This window comes from Streptomyces chartreusis (assembly GCF_008704715.1).
Taxonomy (GTDB): Bacteria; Actinomycetota; Actinomycetes; order Streptomycetales; family Streptomycetaceae; genus Streptomyces; species Streptomyces chartreusis.
This window is the reverse complement of sequence record NZ_CP023689.1, coordinates 1,421,891-1,443,834: the sequence shown is the minus strand read 5'-3', so window position 1 is coordinate 1,443,834 and position 21,944 is coordinate 1,421,891. Positions and strand designations below refer to the sequence as shown.

Here is a 21,944-nt window from a genome sequence, read left to right as displayed (position 1 = left end):
GCCATGGCCGTCACCACAACGAACCTGGTGCAGGGTCCGGCGACCCTGTACAAGGGCAACTTCGGCGCGACCGAGCCCGCCGACACCGCCGTCAACACCGCGCCCCCGGCGTCGTCGTGGACGGACCTGGGCGGCACCCAGGACGGCGTCAAGCTCGTCATCGACCAGACCTACGTGGAGCTGGAGGTCGACCAGATCACCCTCCGCGTCGGGTCGCGCCGCACCAAGCAGGACTTCACCATCGAGACCTCCCTGGCGGAGGCGACGCTGGAGAACCTGGCGATCGTCCTGAACGGCGGCACCGCCGCGTCGGGCGTGGGCTACAAGTCCTTCGACCCGGACGTCTCGTCCAGCGCGAACCAGCCGGACTACTTCGCGATCATCCTCGACGGCCTGGCTCCCGAGCAGCTCACCCGCCGGGTGATCGGCCGCCGCATGCTCAACATTGACAGCGTCGAGCAGGCGTACACCAAGGACAAGATGACCCTGGTCCCGGCGAAGTTCGCAGGTCACTACGTGTCCGAGGGCATCAAGCCCTTCCACATCGTCGACGAAGTCACCTGACCCGTCGCCCCCTGACCCTGCCCACCCGAGGAGCACCACCCATGGCATCCACCACCAGTCGTTCCACCCGCCAGGCGACCGCCGCCCGCAAGAGGGCGGCGGCCAAGCCCGTCAACGGCAGCGCGCCCGGAGACCTCGACTTCGAGCCGATCCGGATCGCCGCCGACGACGAGGTTCCGGAAGAGCGCGTCCCGCTGTTCTACATCGGTGACACCGAGTACACGATCCCCAAGGACATCCCGCCAGGCGTAGCCCTCCAGTACCTGCGCACAGCAGGCGAGATCGGCGAGCAGTTCGCCGCCCCGACCCTCCTCACTCGCGTGCTCGGGGCGGAAGCCTACGAAGCGCTGGAGTCGTCGCGGGCACTGAAGGACGACCAACTACAGAAGATCATCCAGATCGTCATCGACCTCTCCCTCGGCAAGGGAGAGAAGAAGGAGGGAAAAGCGGCGACCCGGTAACCCCCGAGTGGATGCGGCTCCTACGGGAGCGCTTCGGCCGGACGGACCTCTCGGAACCGGTCTGGGACCGCATCGCTGAGGTCAGCTGGGTCCTCGACCACGAGGACGACCTGGACGCCGACTTCCTCGCCATCTACCGCATCGACCTTGAGCAAGTCGACATCAGCGCCCGCCGCTACTTCGCCCTCGCGCACCGCCTCACCGCCTACCAAGGCGTGATGGCAGCCCGCGTCGAAGCCGAACGCGAGCGCCGCGAACCAGCACGCAGCACCACCCCAACCCGCAGCAGCAGCCCCGCACCAGCAGAGCGGGGTGACGTGACAGAGCTGAGCCTGACCCAGCTCCGGGCCAAATTCCCGGGCGTGGTCAGCGTGGGGCAGGGAGGGTAGACCGTGGCAGGCGCATTCCGCATCGCCGAAGGCTACGTCGAGGTCACGGCCGACGAGTCGAACTACGACCGGGCCATGCAGCGGCTGCGCCAGTCGAAGAACAAGGCCACGGTCACCCTCGACCTCGATGACTCCGTCGCCCTCGCGAAGCTGCGCCGATTCGCCGACCAGCACTCCCGCACTGTCCTCAAAGCGGTCATCGACGCCGACCTGTCCACCACATCCGCACAGCGGGTCCGGGCCAAGCTCGACGAGCTGACGAAGGACCGCGTCGTCAACATCCGCGCGTCGGTCGACACCCGTGTGGCTGCGCAGGAGATTCGCAATCTCACCCAGCGCCGCACCGTCCGCATCGGCCTGGACGTCGACACCCGCGTCGCCGCGGACAGCATCGCCAACCTGGTCCGCCGGCGCACCATGACCGTGCAGGCCCGCGCCGACACCGCCGACGCCAACGCGTCCCTGCGGTTCCTCACCCGCGACCGCACCGTCAACGTCCGCGCCCGCATGCTCGGAAGCCTCGCCGGCCTCGCCGGGCTGGGAGGCAGCGCCAGCAGCTCCGCCGGCGGGGTCGGCATGCTGTCGTCGCGGATCGCCATGCTCGCCTCCATCATCGTCGGCGCACTGCCCACCCTCGCCGCGCTCGGGCAGTCGATCGCGGCGATGGGCCCGGCCGCATCCCTCGCAGCGCCCGCGATCCTGTCGCTGGCGTCCGCGTTCACCGTCATCAAGCTCGGCACGGCCGGGATGGGCGACGCGTTCAAGGCCGCGTTCGCCCCGGCCACCAAGTCCGCCGGCGCCGCCGAGTCCGCGACCCGGAAGGTCGAGACGGCACAGCGGTCGCTGGCGAAGGCGCAGCAGGCCGTCAAGGACGCCGAAGTCGCCGCCGCCGAAGCTCGGGTGCGGGCCGCGCGGGACATCGCGGACGCCCAGCTGGAGCTGAAGAACACCGTCCAGTCCGTCGCCGACGCCAACCGGCGGGCCGCGCAGTCCGTCGCGGACGCCGAACGGGACCTCGCCGACGCGCAGCGCGCCGCCCGCGAGGCGCAGGAAGACCTCAACGACGCCCGCCGTGAGGCCGCCGAGGATCTCGAAGACCTCAACAACCGGCTCGTCGGCGCCGAACTGGACCAGCGGCAGCGCGTCCTCGACCTCCAGGACGCCGAGCAGGAACTCGCCGCCGTCAAGGCCAAGGGCGCCGCCGCCAGCCAGGAGGACTTGGACAAGGCACAGCTCGCCTACGACAAGGCCGTCCAGGCACTGAAGGAGCAGCAGACCGAGACCGCGCGGCTGCAAGAGGACGCCGCAGCGGCGAACGCGGCCGGGGTGGAGGGCTCGGAGAAGGTCACCGGCGCGAAGAAGGACATCGCAGACGCCACCCGGCAGATCACGGACCGCACGCAGGCACTGCGGGACGCGGAACTGGAGGCCTCGCGCACGCAGCAGGAGGGCGCGCAGCAGGTCGCCCGGGCACAGCGGGACGTCGCCGACGCCCATGCCGCGGCAGCGCAGGCCGCGAAGGACGGGGCCCGGCAGATCGCCGACGCCCAGGAAGCCGCCCGGGTCGCAGCGCAGGCCCTCGCGGACGCGCAGACCTCCGGCGCGACGGCCACGAACAAGCTCGGCGAGGCCATGGCCAAGCTGTCCCCGGTCGCCCAGGAGTTCGTCAACGCGGTCCTCTCGCAGGCCGCAGCGTGGCGGAGCCTGAAGCTGGACGTGCAGGACGCCCTGTTCGCCGGGCTCGGGCAGAAGTTCACCGAGATGTCGACCACGATCATCCCGCCGCTGCGGGACGGCCTGGTGGGCACGGCCAACGTGCTGAACCTCATGGCGAAGAACGCCGCCAACGCGGTCATCGAACTGGCGAAGACCGGGCAGATGCGGCAGCTGTTTGCCAGCCTCAACGGCGGCCTGGCGCCGCTGTCGAAGCTGCCCGCGCAGATCATCACGGGCCTGTCGCAGATCTCCATTGCGGCGGCGCCCGCGTTCGCACGGCTGACGAATGCGGTGGCGGAGACCACGGACCGCTGGGCGCAGCGCATCAGCAAGGGGCTCGCGTCGGGCTCGCTTGAGGAGTCGATCAACCGGGCGATCGATACGGCGAAGCAGTTCAAAGACCTGCTCAGCGACATCGGCCACACCTTCGGCAACATCATGGACGCCGCTGCCGCGGGCGGAGGCGACGCACTCGGATCGCTCGGCGCGATGTTCGCCGAACTGCGTCGGATCACCGAGATGCCGGAAGTACAGAAGGCACTCACGTCGATCTTCGAAGCGGTCCACGCGGTCGCCAAGCTGGTGGCCGGCACGCTCGGCGCGGTGATCGAGGCGCTGCTGCCGCTGCTGGCCGCGCTCGCCCCGGTGGTGACGGAACTGGCGGAGAAGTTCGGGCCCGTGCTGGCCGAACTGGCGGCATCGCTGGGCGAAGCCTTGATGCCGATCATCGACGCACTGCTGCCGGTGATCGAGGACATCGGTGGCATCCTCCTCGACCTGGCGCAGCAGCTCACCCCGCTGCTCCAGCCGATCGGCGAGCTCATCGCCGCGGTCATCTCGGCGCTGGCCCCGTACCTGCCGGCCATCGGGCAGAGCGTGTCGATCCTGGTGGGCGCGCTGGTGTCGGGCTTGCAGCCTGTGATCGCGGCGCTCCTGCCGATCGTCGGAATGTTCGGTCAGCTGGTGGCGCAGCTGGCGCCGCTGTTCCCGCCGATCATCACGGCGCTGATCCCGCTGATCCCGCCCCTGTCGCAGCTGGCGCTGGCGCTGGCGAACCTGGCGATCCAGGTCCTCACGCCGCTGATCCCGCTGATCGTGAAGCTGGCGGAGATGTTCACGGGGATCCTGGCCGGGGCGATCGGCATCCTCATCCCGGTCATCACGACGATCATCGGCTGGATCACGACGTTCGTCGACAAGATCAGCGGCGCCGTGAAGTGGGTCGCTGACAAATTCACCTGGCTGTACGACTTCCTCGTCGGCCACTCGGTCATCCCCGACCTCGTCAAGGCGATCATCCGATGGTTCACGTCGCTATGGACGAAGACAAAGGAGATCTTCACTGGGCTGAAGAACTGGTTGGTCAGCACCTGGAACAGCTTGTGGAACAGCGTCCGGGAGAAGTGGAACAGCTTCTGGTCCGGCCTGAAGAACGCAGTGACCAGCGCGTGGACGAGTTTCAAGGCCAGCGTGACCGGACTGAAGAATGCGATCACCAGCACGTGGAATTCGCTGTGGAACGGCGCCCGCGACAAGGTGTCGTCGATCTTCTCCACGGTCCGCTCGAAGATCTCCGAGTTCAGCTCAGGCATGCGGTCCGCGTTCACCAACCTCAAGAACGCGCTCGGCACGATCTGGAACGGCATCAAGTCGACGATCGGCGCCCCGGTCAAGTGGGTCATCAAGAACGTGTACGGCGGCATCCGCTCCATGTGGAACACCATCGCCGGGAAGATCTCCTCGAAGCTGACCCTGCCCGCGATCAGCCTCGGCTTCAACAAGGGCGGCGTCGTCCCCGGCCAGGGCAACAGCGACACCGTCCCCGCCATGCTCACCCCCGGCGAGCGCATCCTGTCCAACCAGCAGGTCGCCCAACTCGGCGGACACCGAGGCATCGACGCCATGCTCGGCAGGGACAAGCCCACCCGCACCGGCGGCAACCCCACCAAGCAGCAGGAGAAGACGCGCCAGCAGGCCGGCGCCCAGCACTTCGCCGAGGGCGGCATCGTCGGCTCCATCACCAGCGCGATCGGCTCCGTCGCCTCCTGGGCGAAGAACATCGTCGTCGGCGGCCTGAAGGCGGCCGCGCAGAAGGCGATCAACTCGATGGTGCGGCCGCTCATCAACCAGATCCCCGGCGGCGGCGTCGGCTCGCTGATGCGCGGCCTGTCGAACAAGGCGTTGGACGGGATGCTGTCGTGGTTCGGCAAGGAGGACAAGAAGGCGGCCGGGGGGCCTGCGGTGCAGCGGGCTCTGTCGTGGGTGCGCACACAGAACGGGCTGCCGTACCAGTGGGCGGGCAACGGAAACCCCAGCTGGGACTGCTCGGGTCTGATGTCCGCCATCGAGTCTGTGATCCGGGGTGAGCGGCCGCACCGCCGGTGGGCGACGGGCGCATTCTCCGGAAGCAGCGGCCCGGGCGGCTGGGTGCGGAACCTGAACTCCCCCTTCATGATCGGAATCACGAACGCCGGTGTCGGTCACACGGCGGGCACGATCGCCGGGGTCAACGTGGAGAGCCGCGGCGGGGACGGCGTCATCGTCGGCAAGGGCGCCCGCTCCTACAAGGACAGCCTCTTCACCAGCCGTTGGGGCTTCGCGCCAGCCGCGAAGTTCGACAGTGGCGGCCTGCTCCAGCCTGGGGCGACGATGGCCGTCAACGCGACCGGCAGGCCGGAGCGGATCCTCACGCCGGAGCAGAACGCCTTCTTCGAGCGGCTCGTCAGCAACAGCGGGGCGGGCGGCAGCGTGAAGATCGAGAACATCACTGTGAGCGGCACGTTCGACTTCTCCAGCCCGGCCGACCGGCGCGCTGCGGCGCGGGCGCTCGTAGTCGAGATGAAGGAAGCCTTGCGCAAGTTTGACAGGGAGCGTGCCTGATGGCGGATTTCGGTTGGGGCGATGTACGGCTCGGCCGGCTCACGCTGCGGGAGACATTCACCGCGGCCGAGGCCGGCGGGGACTCCCGCACCCTCGCCCTGGACGGGCAGGAGTCGTGGCCGCCGCGCGCCCGCGCCGACGTAGTCGCCGTCCACGACAGCATCAACGCCCTCGACCGGGGCACCCCGATCGCGGTCACCTTCACCGACAAGCCGGAACGCAACGGCTACTACCAGGTCAAGGACGCCGACAGCACGTGGACCGAGTACGTCGGCGACGTGGCCACCGCCAACTGGAAGATCAACCTGGAGCGGCTCGGGTCCGAAGGTGAGATCGACCTCCAGTCCCGGCTGACGGGCACGGTCCGCGACAACGACTTCAGCCTGCTGGGGGAGCGCTGGCACGCGCCGCCGATCGGGCACTACGCCTACTACACCGGCGCCAGTAGTCCGACCAGCATGACTCGGACCGGGGCGGACGGTGCGATCACCGTCTACCGCAGCGTGCCCGCGAACACCTCGCCCCGGTGGGGCTGCGATCCCGGCGACTTCCTCGACGGCCGGGTCCGCATCAACGACACCGCCTCAGCGTCCGCCTACGAAGTCGACGGCACCGACCGGCCGCTGCCCGCCGACGACTGGGCCATGTCCAACGGGCTCGTCAACGTCATCCCGTCCGCGTCGGCCGGCGTCCTTGACGTGCAGGCGTACACCGGGGGCGGCTGGCACTCGAAGTACTGGAACGTCACGGTGGGGGGCAGCACGATGGCGGCGTGGGATGCGGCGAGCATCCTCCGCAACGACCCCGAGCAGTGCATCATCCGCCTCACCGCCAGCCGCAGCCCGGGCCGCGCCACCCTCGACCTCACACTGCGCCGCGGCTCACGGTTCGTTGAGGGCTACCTGCAATCCGGGTCGGCGGCCACGCTGGCCGTGTACCGGCAGACGCTGGAGACCAACACCAGCTTCGCCGCGTCCGGGTACGTGCGCGCCACCAGCAACGACCTCGACGGCAACCGCTTTGCCGCCGGATCCGCGCACACCTTCACCGCGCACGCCAACGGCGGCGTATCCCTGGCCGCCACCGCGGCCCTGGACTTCTGGCTCGGCGTCGAGGCCGGAGGATCGTCCGCCGTGTCCGGTGACGCCGCTACCGACCTGCGGAACATGTACATCGCCTGCCTGGCGGAGTCGACCTACGCCGTGAGGAGGTGACTGGTGTCCGTCTCCGAGGCCGTCCGCAAGCTAGGCTCCTGGGAAATCAAGCTCGCCCCCGGTATCCCCCGCGACACCCTCGATGCCCTGGAGTACTTCGGGCATGTCGCGATCGTGCCCGGCCGGAACATCCCCGTCGCCCAGTACGGCGACGCGCTCCTCGACGTGGCCCGCTACGTCGGCGTGGTCCGCACCCGCACCTGGGGTGACGACGGCCGCACCAACGCCGTCGGCGACGACCTCAGCGTCGGCGGCGTCGGCATGGCGATGTGGCTCGGCGACGAGGACGACAAGGGCGACGTCTTCGAGAACGCGATCGCCCCGGCCAGTGCGACGTTCGCGACGACGATCAACATGCTGCTGCCCGCCTCCGGGGCGGTCACCGCGGGCACCATCCACTCGGTGTCCGGCCAGTACACCGGCCGCCACCAGTACGAGACGCCGCGCGCCGCGATCGACTACGTGTGCGACACCATGTCCACCGAGTCGGTCCCGGTGTCGTGGCGGGTCAACGGCAACGGCACCCTCGACGCCGGCCCCGAGAGCGACCTGTACGTCACCACACCGCAGTGCATCATCGTCACCCGCGGCGCCGGCGAGGACATGGCCATGCGCGCCCTGGTCGGATCCACCGATGTCACCCGGGATGTGGAGGACTACTCGACGCGGGTGCTGCTCCTCGCCGAGGGTGAGGGCGCGAGCATCGCGACCGGGTCGGCGAACGTCTTCCCGGCCACCGGATACAAGGACATCCACGGCAATGCGCTGGTGATGACGCGGATGGTGTCGGAGTCCGACACGTCCACCGGCAACGCCAACACGCGCGCCCAGCTCCAGCTCAACAGATTCACGTCGACGCGCAGTGCCCTCACCCTCAGCACCGCGGACTACGACATCCACGGGACGTTCGACGTCGGCGACTACGTGTGGGTGTACGACCCGGACGCCGGACTCGTCGACACCGCGAACGAGGTCACCTTTCGCGGCCACCGCCTGAACCCAATCAAGCTTCAGGTCACCGAGGTCCAGTGGTCGGTCACCGACGCGTACACGGTCGCCTACCGGGCCGGGGACGGCACCTGGTGGGACCTGTCCCGCTACTTCGTGCCCGAGACCGACACCACGGTCTCCGTGACCGTCGGCGACATCCAGCGTGCCCTCACCGCGGCGGGGACCGAGCCGGTCGGTTCCCGCCCCAACACCGACACCAGCATCCCGGGTGTGCCCACGTTCGTGGAGCCGTTCGTCGGGGCCGCGTACCTCGACGACCGCGGCTACACCCGGGCCCGGGTCATCCTCACCTGGAACGCCCCGCTCAACGTCGACGGGTCGACCGTGCTCGACGGCGACCACTACGACGTCCGCTTCGCCATCGACACCGACATGATCTACCCGGCCACCTGGTCCCAGGTCTCCCAGGTCCGCTGGCAGGACATGCAGATCTGGGCGCAGCCGTTCGCGGCCCCGAACGCCGAGTGGCAGTACATGACCGTCGGGTGGGATCAGGGCACCGCCGAACTCCTCGACCTCTCACCCGGGATCGGCTACGACGTACAGATCCGCGCCGTCGACAAGGCGGGCAACGTCGGCGCCTGGAGCGCGACGACGACGTTCGTGGCGACGTCCGACAACATCCCACCCAGCACACCGGCCGCGCCGTCGGTGGCCGGGTCGCGGATCGCGTTGCAGATCACGCACGAGCTCGGCAAGAGCAGCGGCGGCACGTTCAACCTCGAGTCCGACCTCCAGCATCTTGAGATCCACGTCGACTACGAGCCCTACTTCACCCCGTCCGCCAGCACGCTGAAGGGCAAGGTCAGTGCAACGGCGGGCATGATCCAGGCTCAGATCCCCGTCGTCGCGACCGTGCAGATCGAGGAGACCTCCACCCGGTACGTCCGAGTGGTCGCGGTCGACAAGGCCGGTAACAAGTCCGGCCCGTCCGAAGCCGCGTCCAGCACGGCCCTGCTCATCGACGACGCGCACATCTCCGACCTGACCGTCTCCAAGGTCACCGCCGGGTCAATCCTGGCGGACTGGGTCGTCGCGGCCCGCCTCAAGACCGCCGACACCGGACCCCGCGCGGAGATGTCCGCGTCCGGATTCGAGGCCTACAACGCAGGCGGTGACCGTACCTTCTTTGCCGACGCCGCGACCGGGAACGTATCCATCATCGGGCAGCTCGTCTCCGGTTCGTCAGGCAAGCGCCTTGAGATCAACCCGACCGCCACATTCCTCCCAGAGCTGCGGTTCTTCGCCAACGAGGGCAGCAACTACGCCTACATCAACGCCAGCAGCGGCGGCACCGACTCCAACATCGGCGTCAACAGCGGTCTCTTCGACGACGGCGGAGGCACCGACGTTTTCGCGCGAGTCTTCCTCTCGACCAACACAAGTGAGATCGCCATCGTCACCGAGGGGCAGGACCGCCGCGGCGGCTTCGTCCGCCTCGAACCCGACGTGTTCTACTCCGGGTTCCACTCCGACGGTCTGGACGGCGGCATCTACCTGGCGACCACGTCAACCGCACGGATCGGATGGAACGACGGCACCGACGCCACGACGAACCAGTTCTACTTCCAGTCGAATCAGACCAGGCACTTCGGTCGATGGCGTGACTTTGCCGCCGCCGAAAGCAACGAGGGCCTGTTCACAGGCAGCGTCAACGCGACATCCGGGGCGACCAGCTTCAGCGCAACCTATGGCCCGACCATGCTCACACAGCCGCTGCCGATCACATCGATCCGTGACGACATCGTCCACTCATATGCGATCACGGCATCGGACACTACCGGCTTCACCCTCACCATCAGCCCGGCCGCCAGCGGCGCATGGGCGGTCTACTTCTGGTGCTTCAGGATCTGAGGACAGCATGGACGAATACGTGGTGCAGAGCGCCGAGCAGACGTCGAACAGGCAGGGATCACCGATCTGGTTGGTGTCCATGCAAAAGCCGGACGGCACCATCCACTGCCACGCCTTCCCGCCCTCGGCAATCGAATGGCGCATGGCCGAGTACCAGCTGGGCGACGTCGACGAGGCGCTGGACGTAGTGCTGCACGAGCCTTTCGCCACCAACCCGGCCGACCCGCTGCAAGCCCGCGATGACGCCGCCGTGCGCGCCGGAATGGTCGTCCGCGCACCCGGCCCGGCCCTCGACTATGAACCGATCACCCTCCACAGCGCCGACACCATCAAGGACGCACGCGACGCCCACCGCGTCCGCATCAGCGATGCCAAGAACCGCGTGCAGGTGAAAGCACCGAAGGGCAAGCCGGATCCCCTCGACGCGATCCGGCAGTACGGCGTCACCGACGAAGGCTTGAGGCAGAAGGTGGCGCTCGTGGACGCTGCACGTCGCAGCGCCCGGGGCGAGGCGCCGATGCCCCAGCCGGACATTGTCTTTGACCCCGAGGCGCGCCGCCGGGGCATGAAGGAGGACACCCGTGCCTGACAGCCCCACTACCCGCCTCGGCCTGTACAAGTCGGCATCGGACGGCTCCGAGGACGTTTCCTACACCCAGGACATCGGCCAGAACCTCGACAAGCTCGACACCGCGGCCGGCTTCCAGATCGTCACTTCGGGGACCAGGCCGTCGTCGCCGTACCCGGGCAAGCCGATCACCGAGTCCGACACGTCGTACCGCAGCTACTTCTCCAACGGCACGGCGCCCGCCTCGGCCAGTTGGGTGGAGATCCCCAACAGCAGCGGCACCTACGGCGGCAACCTCGCCATGGCCAGCGGCTCCAGCATCACCCTCGGCGGCGACACCAACCTCCGCCGAGACGCAGCCGGCGCCGTCGCCACCGACGGCCTGTTCCGCTCCTACCGCAGCAGCGCCGGCAGTAACTCATTCTCCGCGCGGGTTACCGGCGACACCGCAAGTCGCTGGTTTGTCAACGCGGACGGGGCCATGGCCTGGGGCCCCGGTGGAGCCTCTTCGACAGACGTCTCCCTCTCCCGCTCCGCCGCCGGCCGGCTCGCCCTCACCGGAACCAGTGCCGGACTCGTCATCGGCTCCGCCACCTACCAGAACGCGCTCACCGCCGCGGCGACTACGGTGGCGAACACGACCACAGAGACGGTAGTCGGCACATTCACGATCCCCGCCAGCGACGCCGTCGTGGGAGCCACCTACCGCGCCCGCCTGATCGCCAACGTGTCCTTCCTGGCGTCCGCGCAACTCACCTGGCGCGCCCGGCTTGGCGGCGTCGCCGGAACCGCACTCGGCACCTTGGGGCCCACCACACTCAGCGGAACCGGACAGACCAACAAGGAATCCGTCGTTCAAACGGACCTTGTCTGCGTCTCCACGGGGGCATCCGGCACGTGGTTCGCGATGCTCCAGGAGACCCGCAACACACAGGACACCGGATCTGTCGGAGGTGCCTCGGGTAGCGTCGGGGGTGGCGTTCAGCTCGTCTCAACTGACGGCACGGTGACCCGCGACACCACCGCGTCTAACGCCTTCGTCATCACCGCGCAGTGGGCGGCGGCGAGCGCCAGCAACACGCTCACCGCCCGCGTCATCTTCGAGCGAATCGCCTAGGAGACAAGCCATGGCCGCCAACTTCGACGATCTCAACACCCAATTCCCCGTCTACCAGATCCTCTTCGCCGGAGCCGGGGAGAACTCGCCGATCACAATTGGCTTTAACTCGCAGGCGAGTTCCGGCGGCCCGTCTTCGATCGACGCCAAGGTGCAGGACTTTGCCGACGCTGTGGCGACGTTGTGGAGCACGACGGTCACCAGCGTTACGAGGCTCGATATAGATGGGACGGTCCTGTAGCCGTCGTTCGCTAATAGCGGCTTTCCGCGCGCTGCCCATCCGTCGGCGCAGGCTCTGAGTCACCGATTGTAGGAGCCTGCGCCGCTGGCAGGGCCCCCGCGTTCTCCTCTTCGAGCGCGGCCACCCGACGTTCCAGGACGTCGACTTGGGCGCGCAGGAGCATGTTCTCCTCGAACAGCTCCCGGCAGCGCTTCTGGAAGGTCGGGAAGGCGTCCTCGACGCTGATCTGCTGGCCCATTACGCCACCGCCTTGTCTGCGAGTTCCCGGTAGCGGTCCAGGAGATCGGTCTGGTTGAGGAACGCGTGCTGAGTCATGAAGGTCCAGTGCGACACGACGGCGTCGCCCCGGAGGATGTTGGGCACTCCTGTCGACAGCGGGTGGTGAATTGTATGGAAGCTTTCCTCTTCATCCGGAATGAGAACTCCGGGGCCTCCTGGGAGGCCCGCGTACATGCTGCCGAGGCTGGCGAAGCACGAGACGCTGAACTGGGTGCCGGGCTGGAGCGGGAAGTCCTGGTACAGGTACAGGTCCTCGACTGTGCCCGCCTCGATGTGTGACAGCAGCAGCTCGTGCAGCTTGACCGCGAAAGCTCCGTTGGCCCATCCGTTCGAGTCCATGCAGTAGAGGCCGACCTCGCCCCACTCGCGCGGTACCTTCCCGCAGTGCTGGAGGAAGTGGGAGCAGATCGCGTTGTTGATGATGACGGGAAAGATGGCCGTCGGCGCGGGCATCTGAATGCGGGCCCGGACGAGGTTCTCGACGGCCCGCTCGTGGATGTAGACCACGTCATCGTCGAGCCTCAAGTAGACCGCGTCCGGATCGGTCATCTCACGAAAGGCTAGGCCGGTGTACCTCTGCTTGGGCAGGTTGCCGAGGTCGATGCCTTCGGGCCGGTGCTTCAGCTTGAACCAGTCGAACTGCTCGGCGAGTTCGTGGGCGTAGGCGATGTCGTCTTCCTGGCCGACGGAGTCGGTGTTCATGTAGGCCCAGACCTCGTCGATCAGTCCCCGTCGCACATCGCGCTCCAGGTACTTGATCAAGATGCTGTAGGTCCGGACTCGGCCGTATGGGGTCCAGGCCACGACGCGGTGGTTGTCGATCATTGGTGGATGGCCTCCTGCCAGGACAGGCTGTCGGGGTGGAAGTGGTCTGCGACGGCGGCTACGAGCGCGGCCAGGAAGTGGTTCTGCGCTTGAGCGAGGTGGAAGAACTCCTCCTGCGCCGTGGACGCGTTGTTGTAGGCCTCCTGCTGCTGCCGCTGCCCTTCACGGAAGTGCTCGGGCCCGTTCATGCTGGCCTCCTTGTGGTGCGGTGCCGGGGCGGCCAGATACCGGAGTCGGCGGTCCACGGCAGGTCAGGGTGCAGCTTCCGGAATAGATCGACGGAGGCTGCATGCCACTGGCCGCGGTCGTGGGACAGCTGGCCGGGGTGGACGCGCACGAAGTACAGCGGCTGCTTGAGCACCGCGTACCGGGTGAGCCCGGCCTTCCAGACGCGGATCCAGAACTCCCAGTCCTCCGCGGTCCCGTGGGTGCCAGGCATGGTGGCCTTCGCGCTGTACCCGCCGACCGTCTCCCACGTCTCACGGCGGAACAGGCCCTTGTCGATGAGCGGCGGCCACACCACCAGGTCGTCGAGCCCGCAGTCCGGCAGGGATGCCTGGACGTGGTCTGCCTCGCCGAACTGCTGCGCGTAGGGGATGACGAAGTCCTGGCCGCCGTCTCCGTTGAGGGCCGCGACGCAGCGGGCGATGCACTCCGGGTGCAGTCGGTCGTCTGCGGACGCGGTGAAGATGGCGTCGCAGCCGTCGTCGAGCGCGAGCTTCGCGGCGGCGTTGAGGGTGCCCGCCCATCCCTTCCGCGTGCGGTTGCGGCTGAGGCCAGACCAGCAGTCGGGGTTCTGCTTGAGCCAGTCGTAGGTGCCGTCGTCGCCGCGGTCCTCGACGATGTACGTGTGCAGGGGATGGGTCTGCCGCCTGATGGTTCCCAGCATCTCGGCGAGGTACGGCGTGGCGTTGCGGGCGGGGATGACGATGCCGACCTTCACGGCTGCCTCCGCATGTGGTCGAGGGTGGCGAGGACGCCGTCTTTCCAGGGCACGCAGGGCTTCCAGCCTCGGACCGCGCTGACGTCCGTGTTGTCGGTGACGACGCGCTGGAGGTCGCCGGGGAGCCGCTGGCCGTGGATGACGTTGTCGTGGCCGAGGAGGGCGAGCAGGGCGCGCAGGGAGACCTCGTTCTCCGGGCCGCCGCCGACGTCGTAGGTGCGGCCCATGTGCGGGAAGCCGCCGTACTCGGGGAAGCGCTCGACCATGTCGACGAGGAGGGTGGTGAAGTCGTCGACGTGGAGAATGTCGCGGCTCTGCCTGCCGTCGCCGTGGATGGTGATCTGCTGCTGGTCGAGGTAGGCGCGCAGGAACCAGGTCACCCAGCCGGCTTCCGGGCTGCCGTCCTGGCCGGGCCCGTACACGGTGGAGGGGCGGAGGATGATGTGGCGGAGTCCGTAGAGGTCGCCGTAGAGGGCGAGGTAGTCCTCGCCGACCATCTTGGACAGGCCGAGCGGGGCGATGAGTCCGTCGGCCCCGTGGTGCACTTTGACGGTGCTGGTGTAGATGACGGGGACGCTGGCCTGGCGGGCGGCCTCGGCGACGTTGAACGTGCCGACGACGTTGTCGGTGAAGTCCCGGGCGGGGTCTTCGAGGGAGACCTGGGTGGAGCAGGACGCGCCGAGGTGGACGATGATGTCCGGTTCGGTGCGGCGGACGATTCGCTGGAGGCGTGACAGGTCGGTCGTGGGCAGCCCGTTCCGCTTGTCCATGGCGATGATGTGGTGGCTGCGGGCGGCGAGTTGGGTGACGAGGTGGCTGCCGATGAATCCGGCCGCGCCGGTGACGAGGACTCTCACGCCGCCACCCCCTGCGGCAGCCACGACCATGCGGCAGGCTCCAACAGTTCGTCATCGTCCGCATTGTCGAACCAGGCGTCCAGGCATGCCTGGCAGAGGTGGACGACGTTCCCGTTCTGGCATTTCCAGCGCGCCACGGCTGGCCCGTCGGGCGGGTGAATGCACCTCATGTCGCCACCTCCGCGGGCCTCTGTACGACTGCGTCCCACTGGAACTGCACCGCCTGAAGGATCGACCCCGACGCCTCCGCCCGCGCCGCCATCCCGATCCGCTGCCGCAACTCCGGATCATCCGCGAGCTGCTTCAAGTACCGGCCCCACTCGTGCTCGTACCGCACGAGGAACCCGGTCTCCCCATGCCGGATCACCCGCCGGTACGGCTCGATATCCGAGGCGATCAGCGGAATCCCCAGCATCGACGACTCCAACCACTTCGTCGGGAACTTCGCCCGGTTGAACGCGATGTCCCGGTACGGCGCACACCACACATCGAACTCGGACACCACATCCCGCACGTACTGCTCCGGATGCGGCACCCAGCCCAGCGCACCGACCTGCTTGCCCTTCATCCCCCGCGCCATCGCATCCTCGGGCGTGATCCCGACCAGGCGCACCATCACCTCGCCGCCGCCGGGCCGCCGATACTGGGAGATCCGGTTCAGTGCCCGTACCGCGAGTGGGAGTTCGGCGATGGTGCTGCCCGACCCTGCCCAGCCGACGTACAGCGGCCGGCCCTCCGCCTGGTAGTCGCGCGGCGTGCCGAGGAACTGGGCGGGCAGACCGTTCGGCACGACCCGGACGTCATCGGCGAACTCGCGGAGCACCTCGGCGAGCGGCTCCGAGCAGCAGGTGACGACGTCGGAGATCGCGAGGTTCGCCGCGAGCGACAGCTGCATTTCCGGAGTCCACACCTCGACGGCTCGTGCGTTGGAGGGGTCGAGGTGGAAGTAGTCGTCGTCCAGGTCGAGGACCAGCCTGACGCCCTGGTCCTTCAGCTCGCGCCACGCCCTTGACGGGCCGGGCATGGCGATGCGGCAGCCGATGATCGTGTCGAGCGGTGCGCGGGGGAGGCGCATGCCGGCGGACACAAGGTGGCCGAGCCAGGAGAGGGCGGTGGCGGTGAGGTGGCCGCGGTACCAGCCTGACCCTGCCGTGTCGGCGGTCCAGATGTGCACGCGCACGTCAGGCCTCGACGGGCTCGTAGGTGGCGGCGAAGATGTCGGGCTTGCAGGGGTACAACTCGCCCTGGACTCCACGAATGATCCAGTCGTCCTGCACGGCGAGCATGGTCCCTTCGAGTGTCGGGATGAGCAGGCCGATGCGGGCGACGTTTCCGTCGGACTGGTCACCGGGGAAGTCGTCGCGGGCGGTGCCGTCTTCGTCGACGTACACGCCGCGCATGCCGTCGGGGAACTCTCCGACGAACTCGCACACCTCGCCCCAGGTGGGCCAGGTGAGCTGGACGGCGTCGACCTCGACGGGCTTCTTGCGGTAGCGGGCCACGATGGCCTCCTTCTGTGTCAGGCGGCCAGGTAGCCGGGGAGCCAGTGCTCGGCGTAGTGGTCGACGGTCCGGCCGATGCCGTCCTCCAGCGACACGAAGTCCGCCGCCGTCATCCCGACCTGCTGGAGCGTCGACGTGTCCGAGGAGACGACCGCGTTCGGGACCTCGCCCGGCCGCATCGGCAGATGCACGATGCCGACTGGCTCCCGGCCGGTGACCTTGGCCGCGTACTCGGCGACCAGGCGGGCGATGTCGTTGACGGTGACCGAGGTGAGCGGGCCGACCTCGACCGGCCGCTTGGTGGGCCCGTGGGCGGCGGTGTGCTCCAGCGCGGCGACGAAGGTGTGGGCGACGTCGGCGACGTACACGCAGTCGCTGATCTGGGTGCCGTCCCCGTAGACCTCGATGTCCGCGCCGGTGAGGGCACGGCACGTCAGGGCCGGGAGGATCTTGCGAACTCGGGAGGTCCCGAACGGGGCTGCGATGCTCTGGCCGGGGCCGTAGGCGTTGACGGGGCGGACGATCGTGATGCGGCCGTCTCGGTACGCGTTGAACATGCGGGCATAGTCCTCGGCCGCGGTCTTGCTGATCGTGTAGGAGCCGGTGCCGATGTCGCGCATAAACGCGTTCCCGACTCCCGCGTAGACGACGGGGATCCCGTACTGGTTGGCGGCCTCGAACACATTGAGGCTTCCCCGGATGTTCGTCTCCGCCGAGGGCCGCGGGTTGCCGATCGTCTCCTGCGTGCCGAGCACAGCGGCGAGGTGGACGATGCCCTCGACGTGCGCGGCCAGTTCGACGACGCTGGTCTCGTCGCGGATGTCGCCGAGGAAGAACGTCTCGCCGGGCGCCATCTCGGTGTGGGGGTGGCGGTCGAAGACGACGACCTCGTGGCCGCGTGCGAGGAGTTCACGCCTCACGTAGGAGCCGATGAAGCCCTGCCCGCCCGATACTCCGTAGACGCTCATGCGCTGTTCTCCTTGGTCTTGTCGCGCCCGCAGTTGGGGCAGGTCTTGTGCTTTGCCGCGGCGGTGTCTCGGATGGCCGTGACGATGATGTTGATGACGACCACGGCGGCGATGATCGCGGTGATGGTGGCGGCGGTGTTCACGGCTGCTCCTCGTTGAGGTCGCCGTCGGCGGCGATGACGAGTTTCCGGGCGACGAGGGTGAGGGTCACGGTGACCATGTCGTCGCCGAGGCTGATGTCGTTGACCTTGATGCGGTTGTCGCGGTCGGCGGTGTAGACGGAGACGCCGTTGATGCGGACTTCGCGGGGGACGATGATGCTGCCTGCGCCGTCTTCGGTTGGCTGCTGCCCCTTGGCGATGATCTCGATGACGGACGCACGGGGGCGTTCACTGGTCGGCTGCTGCTCGGTCACGGCGCCTCCCCGTGGGCGATCGCGTTGCGGACCGCTTCGGCGCCGATCCCGATGAGGGTGAGGGCGTCCCACGCGTCGAAGTAGCGGCCCAGGCTCAGGGACTGCTGACCACCCTTGTTGACCTCGCCGATGGTGACGCCGTACTGGGTCGGCCTGCCAGGCGTGGGGTGCGGGTAGAGCGCGATGACAAGCCCGGTGTCGTGGGCGGTGAGCGCGGTCTTCCAGCGGAGCTTGGTCTCCTCGTCCCACGTCTGATCGAAGTCGGGCTCGATGCGGCTGCCGGTGGCGTCTTCGACACGGCGGACGGTCATGGGCTGCTCGGTCATCGCCGCGCCTTCCAGTTCGGGCCGCGCAGCGCGGGCGGGACGCGGCTGGTGTCGGGCAGGGGCCCTCTGGGCTTGTACGCGGGCTTCAGTGGTTCGGGCCGGTCGAGGGTGGCGAGGATGGCCGGCGTCAGCCCGTAGCCCTCGGCGAGCGCGAGCAGCGTGGGGCAGTCGTTGATGTGGTCGACGTAGTAGCCCTCTTCACGGTCGAAACCGCAGCCGTCGCACGCGCGCTCGTAGCCGACGGGCTCGTGCACTTCGAGGATCTTCCGGTCGGCCGCGCACCTGCGGAGCACGGCGGCCGGCTCGTTGAGTTCGATGTGGTCGACGTTGAGGTGCCCGTTGCGGTCGTACCGCAGGGTGGCGAGGCACTTCCCGCCGCCGATTAGGTACGCGTCCTTCTGTTCGCCCCAGGCTTCGTCTGGGTGCTCGGCGAACCAGGGGCCGTCGGTGGCGTCGTTGGCCGCCGTCTCATACCGCTTGATCTGCTGGGTGATCCAGCCGTGGAGGTCCGTCACGGCACCTCCAGCCCGAGGTGGCCGCATGCTGGGCAGCGGGCGGGCGCAAGGTGGCGCAGTGCGTCCCAGAAGCGGCGTGCGGCTTCGTCCGGGGTGTAGTCGGGCCCGTACTCCAGCTCACCGTCGGGATGGATCGTGACGAGCGGCGTGCGGCCGTCTTCGCCAATGATGGCGATGGTCGGCGGCTGGGGTGGGGCAAGCTGCCATGAGCCCACGCCCTCGGACTTCGCGTCGCGCTCCTCGGCCTCGGGGTGGCATGTGGCGTGATCGGTGCGGGCGTTGTCACGCGCTTCTTGCTCGGTCTGGAACTTTCGGCTGTAGCCGTTGCAGCAGGCGCACTCCCACCTCCAACCGTCGCCGACGTCGATGAATCGGAACCTGGGCCTGCTCATCGGCTACTCCACACGGCGGGCTGGTAGTCGTAGCGGACGACGCCGGGCTGCGACAGGGCGACGATCGCGAACAGGCAGGCCAGCGCCTGGCAGATGACCCTCACGACCCACCTCCGTCGACCGGGACGTTGGCGACGCGGAGCGGGCGCTCGCCCTCGCAGAGGCCCTGGGCGGCGAATGGTTCGGCCATGGCGCTTCTCCTGCGGGCTCATTGCGGGTTGGTGCGGCAGGGGGCAACCCGCAAGAGAACCCCCCTGCCGCGCAGCCTCTGAGCAAAGGCTGCTTGAACTGTAGCCTACGAATCGTAGGTAGATGCCCCGCTCAAGGCTACGATTCCAAGGGGAGTGTTCGCGCGGGAGGATACGCATGGCTGAACCACTGAGCGCGTCCAAGCTGGTGGAGATCCTCCGCAAGGAGGGCCTCACGGTCCACGAGGTCCGCAGCTGGCGCACCCACAACCGCAACAGCAAGGGCGCCTGGGGCCCGGTGAACGGCGTGATGATCCACCACACCGTCACCAAGGGCACCGACAACACCGTGGCCATCTGCTACGACGGCTACTCCGGGCTACCCGGCCCGCTGTGCCATGGCGTCATCGACAAGCAGGGGCACGTCCACCTCGTCGGAAACGGCCGCGCTAACCATGCCGGCCTCGGCGACGGCGACGTCCTCCAGGCGGTCATCAACGAAACCTCCCTGCCGTCCGACAACGAGGCGGACACCGACGGCAACCGCCACTTCTACGGCTTCGAGTGCGAGAACCTCGGCGACGGCGCCGACCCGTGGCCCGCAGTGCAGAAGCTCGCGATCGAGAAGGTGTCCGCGGCGATCTGCCGCCACCACGGGTGGGGTGCGGGCTCCGTGATCGGACACCTGGAGTGGCAGCCCGGGAAGTCGGATCCGCGCGGCTTCACGATGCAGGACATGCGCGGCCGGATCGCGGCCCGCCTCGGCGGCAACCAGCAGCAGGAGGATGACATGGCGCTGAGCGCCGACGACCTCGAGAAGGTCCGCAAGACAGTCTGGGAAAGCGACAAAGCCGCCGCCCCGGACGACGCCCCCGACCGGGCCACCAACCCCACCTGGCAGTACCAGTCCTTCCTCAAGGACACCAACGCCCGCGTGCGCGCCCTCGAGAAGAAGCTCGCCACGCTCACAGCCACCAACGACAAGCTCGTCGGCGCCGTCGCCACCCTCGCCGCGAACATCGGCGACCTCGACCCCGCTGCCATCGTCGCGGAACTCCGCGCCGAACTCGAGAACATCACCATCCACCTCGACGTCCCCGACGCCTGACCAGAAACGAGACCCGCCATGCGCATCTTCGGTCGCGAGCCCGCGACGATCCTCGCGTTCATTGCCCTCACCCTGAAGCTGGGCGCCGCCTATGGCCTCGGCGTTACCGCCGACCAGCAGGCGCTCGTCATGGCGTTCCTCGCCTGTGTCGTCGCGGTCGCCGAGGCGTTCATCCTCAAGACCGGCGCCGCGTTCGCTGCGCTCGTCAACCTCGGCCATGGCGCCCTCGCCCTGTTCCTCGGCTTCGGCCTGGAGATGAGCGCAGAGACGCAGGCATTGTGGATGCTGCTCATCGAGGGTGGTCTCGCCCTGGTCGTGATACGTCCGCAGGTCACTGCCCCGATCGCGGCGATGAAGCTGGAGCAGTCCAGCGTCGTCAAGGCGGCGTAGATGCCGCGCCGTGTGGTCCGGCGGCTGGGCAGAACGCTGGGCCGCCGCGGCGCCATCCTCCTCAGCTACGGCGCCGTGTGGAGCCTCTACGGCTTCGCGCAGATCACCTCCCCACAGCCCGACCAACGCGGACTCCAGCCCCTGCTGGAGCTGATGTCGCTCACCGTGTGGGGCTGGCTGTGGGTGGCAACCGGGCTGGTCGCGATCGTCTCAGCCTGGATGCCGCAGGGACGCGACTGGCCCGGCTTCCTGGCGCTGCCGCTGATGGTGCTGCCCTGGATGGCCTCCTACCTCGGGGCCTGGGTCGCGGGCGACTTCCCGAGAGGGTGGGTTGCCGCTCTCGTATGGGCTGTGATCGCCGTACCCGTGCTGGTCGTGGCGGGATGGCGTGAGCCGCCCCGCATGAAGAGAGTGAGCAACGCATGACCGTCGACACCTGGGTTCAGGCAGGGCTGGCGATCGTAGGCGCAGCGGGCGGTGTGGTTGCCGCCCGGTCCGCCCGCCGCACCAAGCGACAGGAGAAGCGCGACGACTTCTCCGTGGTCACGGACCGCATGGACAAGGAGCTGAAGCGGCAGGGCGAGAAGCTCGATCTGCAGCAGGAGCAGCTCACCGGCCAAGGCGCGGCAATCGCGTGGCTCGTCGACGACCGCGGCCGACTCGTCGGCTACATCCGTAAGGCGGGCCTCGAGCCGCCGGCCCCGCGTGCCATCCCTGCACGGGCTAGGCCGTTCCTCGAGCACATCGAGCTGTGAGAACTGGAGTACAACAGCATGGCCAACCTTGTCTTTAACGTGGCGCTGGGCCGCGTCGCCTCGCTGGCCGCCCTGCCCAACGCCAACGACGGTCTCGTCCTGGTGCCGCTGGAATCGTCAGGGCTCGTCGCGGACTCGACCATGCGCGACTACGACACCCTCGCCGACCTCCTCGCCGGTGCCTCCAACGAGCAGACGACGGTCGGCAGGAAGAGCCTCACGTCGGTGTCCGTGACCGTCAACGACAGCAGCGACCGCGTCGAGTCCGACGCCGCGGACGTGACCTGGACTGCGCCGACCGGCAGCGCGGTCGGGGCGGTGGTGATCTGCTACGACCCGGACACCACCACCGGCACCGACGCCGACCTCATCCCGCTCAGCAAGCACGACGTGACCTGGACGCCGGACGGCAACAACTTCACGCTGAGCATCGCGGACTTCGTCCGGGCCAGCTCCAGCGCGTAGT

General features: G+C 68.4%; 27 protein-coding genes. 14 read left to right on the top strand and 13 right to left on the bottom strand.

All coding sequences use genetic code 11. The features are described 5' to 3' along the window. Nucleotides 1-3: 3 nt before the first annotated feature. From CP983_RS05745 to CP983_RS05705, 9 genes are read left to right on the top strand one after another with little or no spacing between them, the layout of a single operon-like run. Nucleotides 4-564 carry a hypothetical protein gene (locus CP983_RS05745; RefSeq protein ID WP_150498771.1) on the top strand — a complete coding sequence of 187 codons (561 nt, stop codon included), beginning with the start codon at nt 4-6 and terminating at the stop codon, nt 562-564. A 41-nt stretch (nt 565-605) separates the two neighbouring features. Further along, nucleotides 606-1,025, top strand: a complete 420-nt coding sequence (locus CP983_RS05740) for a hypothetical protein (RefSeq protein WP_150498770.1) — start codon at nt 606-608, stop codon at nt 1,023-1,025. An 11-nt stretch (nt 1,026-1,036) separates the two neighbouring features. Beyond that, the gene (locus CP983_RS05735; RefSeq protein ID WP_150498769.1) at nt 1,037-1,414 is read left to right on the top strand and encodes a hypothetical protein; all 378 of its coding nucleotides are present in this window, start codon (nt 1,037-1,039) and stop codon (nt 1,412-1,414) included. Between the two features lie 3 nt (nt 1,415-1,417). Continuing rightward, entirely contained in the window at nt 1,418-6,010 is a 4,593-nt protein-coding gene (locus CP983_RS05730) for a hypothetical protein (protein ID WP_150498768.1), read from the top strand. Then, a complete protein-coding gene (locus CP983_RS05725; RefSeq protein WP_150498767.1) occupies nt 6,010-7,224 on the top strand; it encodes a hypothetical protein in 1,215 nt (404 codons plus the stop codon). The genes CP983_RS05730 and CP983_RS05725 overlap by 1 nt, the downstream gene beginning before the upstream one ends. A 3-nt stretch (nt 7,225-7,227) precedes the next feature. Continuing rightward, nucleotides 7,228-10,089: a phage tail protein gene (locus CP983_RS05720; RefSeq protein WP_150498766.1), complete on the top strand. Its 2,862-nt coding sequence runs from the start codon at nt 7,228-7,230 to the stop codon at nt 10,087-10,089. A gap of 7 nt (nt 10,090-10,096) precedes the next feature. Next, a complete protein-coding gene (locus tag CP983_RS05715; protein WP_150498765.1) occupies nt 10,097-10,678 on the top strand; it encodes a hypothetical protein in 582 nt (193 codons plus the stop codon). Beyond that, entirely contained in the window at nt 10,671-11,774 is a 1,104-nt protein-coding gene (locus CP983_RS05710; RefSeq protein WP_150498764.1) for a hypothetical protein, read from the top strand. The genes CP983_RS05715 and CP983_RS05710 overlap by 8 nt, the downstream gene beginning before the upstream one ends. Nucleotides 11,775-11,784: 10 nt before the next feature. Continuing rightward, complete coding sequence (locus CP983_RS05705) at nt 11,785-12,015, top strand: hypothetical protein (RefSeq protein ID WP_150498763.1); 231 nt, start codon at nt 11,785-11,787, stop codon at nt 12,013-12,015. 10 nt (nt 12,016-12,025) lie between these two features. Here the strand turns inward: CP983_RS05705 and CP983_RS05700 are convergent, their stop codons facing one another. The 13 genes from CP983_RS05700 to CP983_RS05645 form a co-directional block, all read right to left on the bottom strand. After that, complete coding sequence (locus CP983_RS05700) at nt 12,026-12,253, bottom strand: hypothetical protein (protein WP_150498762.1); 228 nt, start codon at nt 12,251-12,253, stop codon at nt 12,026-12,028. Beyond that, nucleotides 12,253-13,119 (bottom strand): hypothetical protein, encoded by an 867-nt coding sequence (locus tag CP983_RS05695; protein ID WP_150498761.1) that lies wholly within the window; start codon nt 13,117-13,119, stop codon nt 12,253-12,255. The genes CP983_RS05700 and CP983_RS05695 overlap by 1 nt, the downstream gene beginning before the upstream one ends. Further along, the gene (locus CP983_RS05690; RefSeq protein WP_150498760.1) at nt 13,116-13,307 is read right to left on the bottom strand and encodes a hypothetical protein; all 192 of its coding nucleotides are present in this window, start codon (nt 13,305-13,307) and stop codon (nt 13,116-13,118) included. The genes CP983_RS05695 and CP983_RS05690 overlap by 4 nt, the downstream gene beginning before the upstream one ends. Then, nucleotides 13,304-14,062 (bottom strand): glycosyltransferase family 2 protein, encoded by a 759-nt coding sequence (locus CP983_RS05685; RefSeq protein ID WP_150498759.1) that lies wholly within the window; start codon nt 14,060-14,062, stop codon nt 13,304-13,306. The genes CP983_RS05690 and CP983_RS05685 overlap by 4 nt, the downstream gene beginning before the upstream one ends. After that, a complete protein-coding gene (locus tag CP983_RS05680; protein WP_167537650.1) occupies nt 14,059-14,919 on the bottom strand; it encodes an NAD-dependent epimerase/dehydratase family protein in 861 nt (286 codons plus the stop codon). Before CP983_RS05680 ends, CP983_RS05685 begins: the two co-directional genes overlap by 4 nt. A 166-nt stretch (nt 14,920-15,085) precedes the next feature. Next, nucleotides 15,086-16,099: a glycosyltransferase family 4 protein gene (locus CP983_RS05675; RefSeq protein ID WP_150498757.1), complete on the bottom strand. Its 1,014-nt coding sequence runs from the start codon at nt 16,097-16,099 to the stop codon at nt 15,086-15,088. A 1-nt stretch (nt 16,100) separates the two neighbouring features. Beyond that, entirely contained in the window at nt 16,101-16,421 is a 321-nt protein-coding gene (locus tag CP983_RS05670; protein WP_150498756.1) for a hypothetical protein, read from the bottom strand. A 17-nt stretch (nt 16,422-16,438) separates the two neighbouring features. Then, nucleotides 16,439-17,389: an NAD-dependent epimerase/dehydratase family protein gene (locus CP983_RS05665; protein WP_150498755.1), complete on the bottom strand. Its 951-nt coding sequence runs from the start codon at nt 17,387-17,389 to the stop codon at nt 16,439-16,441. Further along, complete coding sequence (locus tag CP983_RS43855; RefSeq protein WP_167537649.1) at nt 17,386-17,532, bottom strand: hypothetical protein; 147 nt, start codon at nt 17,530-17,532, stop codon at nt 17,386-17,388. The genes CP983_RS05665 and CP983_RS43855 overlap by 4 nt, the downstream gene beginning before the upstream one ends. After that, nucleotides 17,529-17,804, bottom strand: a complete 276-nt coding sequence (locus tag CP983_RS05660) for a hypothetical protein (protein WP_150498754.1) — start codon at nt 17,802-17,804, stop codon at nt 17,529-17,531. Before CP983_RS05660 ends, CP983_RS43855 begins: the two co-directional genes overlap by 4 nt. Further along, nucleotides 17,801-18,130: a hypothetical protein gene (locus CP983_RS05655; RefSeq protein WP_150498753.1), complete on the bottom strand. Its 330-nt coding sequence runs from the start codon at nt 18,128-18,130 to the stop codon at nt 17,801-17,803. The genes CP983_RS05660 and CP983_RS05655 overlap by 4 nt, the downstream gene beginning before the upstream one ends. After that, entirely contained in the window at nt 18,127-18,645 is a 519-nt protein-coding gene (locus CP983_RS05650; protein ID WP_150498752.1) for a DUF6221 family protein, read from the bottom strand. Before CP983_RS05650 ends, CP983_RS05655 begins: the two co-directional genes overlap by 4 nt. Beyond that, nucleotides 18,642-19,037 (bottom strand): hypothetical protein, encoded by a 396-nt coding sequence (locus CP983_RS05645; RefSeq protein ID WP_150498751.1) that lies wholly within the window; start codon nt 19,035-19,037, stop codon nt 18,642-18,644. The genes CP983_RS05650 and CP983_RS05645 overlap by 4 nt, the downstream gene beginning before the upstream one ends. Before the next feature lie 366 nt (nt 19,038-19,403). Between CP983_RS05645 and CP983_RS44650 the strand changes: the two genes are divergently transcribed. The 5 genes from CP983_RS44650 to CP983_RS05620 are packed head-to-tail and all read left to right on the top strand — an operon-like array spanning nt 19,404 to nt 21,943. Continuing rightward, nucleotides 19,404-20,333, top strand: a complete 930-nt coding sequence (locus CP983_RS44650; RefSeq protein WP_229914648.1) for an N-acetylmuramoyl-L-alanine amidase — start codon at nt 19,404-19,406, stop codon at nt 20,331-20,333. 18 nt (nt 20,334-20,351) lie between these two features. Continuing rightward, nucleotides 20,352-20,723, top strand: a complete 372-nt coding sequence (locus CP983_RS05635) for a hypothetical protein (RefSeq protein ID WP_150498750.1) — start codon at nt 20,352-20,354, stop codon at nt 20,721-20,723. Continuing rightward, nucleotides 20,724-21,149 carry a hypothetical protein gene (locus CP983_RS05630; protein ID WP_150498749.1) on the top strand — a complete coding sequence of 142 codons (426 nt, stop codon included), beginning with the start codon at nt 20,724-20,726 and terminating at the stop codon, nt 21,147-21,149. It begins immediately after the preceding gene. Next, nucleotides 21,146-21,478, top strand: a complete 333-nt coding sequence (locus CP983_RS05625; protein ID WP_150498748.1) for a hypothetical protein — start codon at nt 21,146-21,148, stop codon at nt 21,476-21,478. The genes CP983_RS05630 and CP983_RS05625 overlap by 4 nt, the downstream gene beginning before the upstream one ends. 18 nt (nt 21,479-21,496) lie before the next feature. Further along, on the top strand, nt 21,497-21,943 hold the full coding sequence (locus CP983_RS05620; protein ID WP_150498747.1) for a hypothetical protein: 447 nt from the start codon (nt 21,497-21,499) through the stop codon (nt 21,941-21,943). The last annotated feature ends 1 nt before the right edge of the window (nt 21,944 follow it).

Bases quoted from the DNA above. Each gene is read 5' to 3' on its own strand.
- CP983_RS05745 (WP_150498771.1), top strand. From the start codon at position 4: ATGGCCGTCACCACAACGAACCTGGTGCAGGGTCCGGCGACCCTGTAC.
- CP983_RS05740 (WP_150498770.1), top strand. From the start codon at position 606: ATGGCATCCACCACCAGTCGTTCCACCCGCCAGGCGACCGCCGCCCGC.
- CP983_RS05735 (WP_150498769.1), top strand. From the start codon at position 1,037: ATGCGGCTCCTACGGGAGCGCTTCGGCCGGACGGACCTCTCGGAACCG.
- CP983_RS05725 (WP_150498767.1), top strand. From the start codon at position 6,010: ATGGCGGATTTCGGTTGGGGCGATGTACGGCTCGGCCGGCTCACGCTG.
- CP983_RS05715 (WP_150498765.1), top strand. From the start codon at position 10,097: ATGGACGAATACGTGGTGCAGAGCGCCGAGCAGACGTCGAACAGGCAG.
- CP983_RS05705 (WP_150498763.1), top strand. From the start codon at position 11,785: ATGGCCGCCAACTTCGACGATCTCAACACCCAATTCCCCGTCTACCAG.
- CP983_RS05700 (WP_150498762.1), bottom strand. From the start codon at position 12,253: ATGGGCCAGCAGATCAGCGTCGAGGACGCCTTCCCGACCTTCCAGAAG.
- CP983_RS05695 (WP_150498761.1), bottom strand. From the start codon at position 13,119: ATGATCGACAACCACCGCGTCGTGGCCTGGACCCCATACGGCCGAGTC.
- CP983_RS05690 (WP_150498760.1), bottom strand. From the start codon at position 13,307: ATGAACGGGCCCGAGCACTTCCGTGAAGGGCAGCGGCAGCAGCAGGAG.
- CP983_RS05665 (WP_150498755.1), bottom strand. From the start codon at position 17,389: ATGAGCGTCTACGGAGTATCGGGCGGGCAGGGCTTCATCGGCTCCTAC.
- CP983_RS05655 (WP_150498753.1), bottom strand. From the start codon at position 18,130: ATGACCGAGCAGCCCATGACCGTCCGCCGTGTCGAAGACGCCACCGGC.
- CP983_RS05645 (WP_150498751.1), bottom strand. From the start codon at position 19,037: ATGAGCAGGCCCAGGTTCCGATTCATCGACGTCGGCGACGGTTGGAGG.
- CP983_RS44650 (WP_229914648.1), top strand. From the start codon at position 19,404: ATGGCTGAACCACTGAGCGCGTCCAAGCTGGTGGAGATCCTCCGCAAG.
- CP983_RS05635 (WP_150498750.1), top strand. From the start codon at position 20,352: ATGCGCATCTTCGGTCGCGAGCCCGCGACGATCCTCGCGTTCATTGCC.
- CP983_RS05630 (WP_150498749.1), top strand. From the start codon at position 20,724: ATGCCGCGCCGTGTGGTCCGGCGGCTGGGCAGAACGCTGGGCCGCCGC.
- CP983_RS05625 (WP_150498748.1), top strand. From the start codon at position 21,146: ATGACCGTCGACACCTGGGTTCAGGCAGGGCTGGCGATCGTAGGCGCA.
- CP983_RS05620 (WP_150498747.1), top strand. From the start codon at position 21,497: ATGGCCAACCTTGTCTTTAACGTGGCGCTGGGCCGCGTCGCCTCGCTG.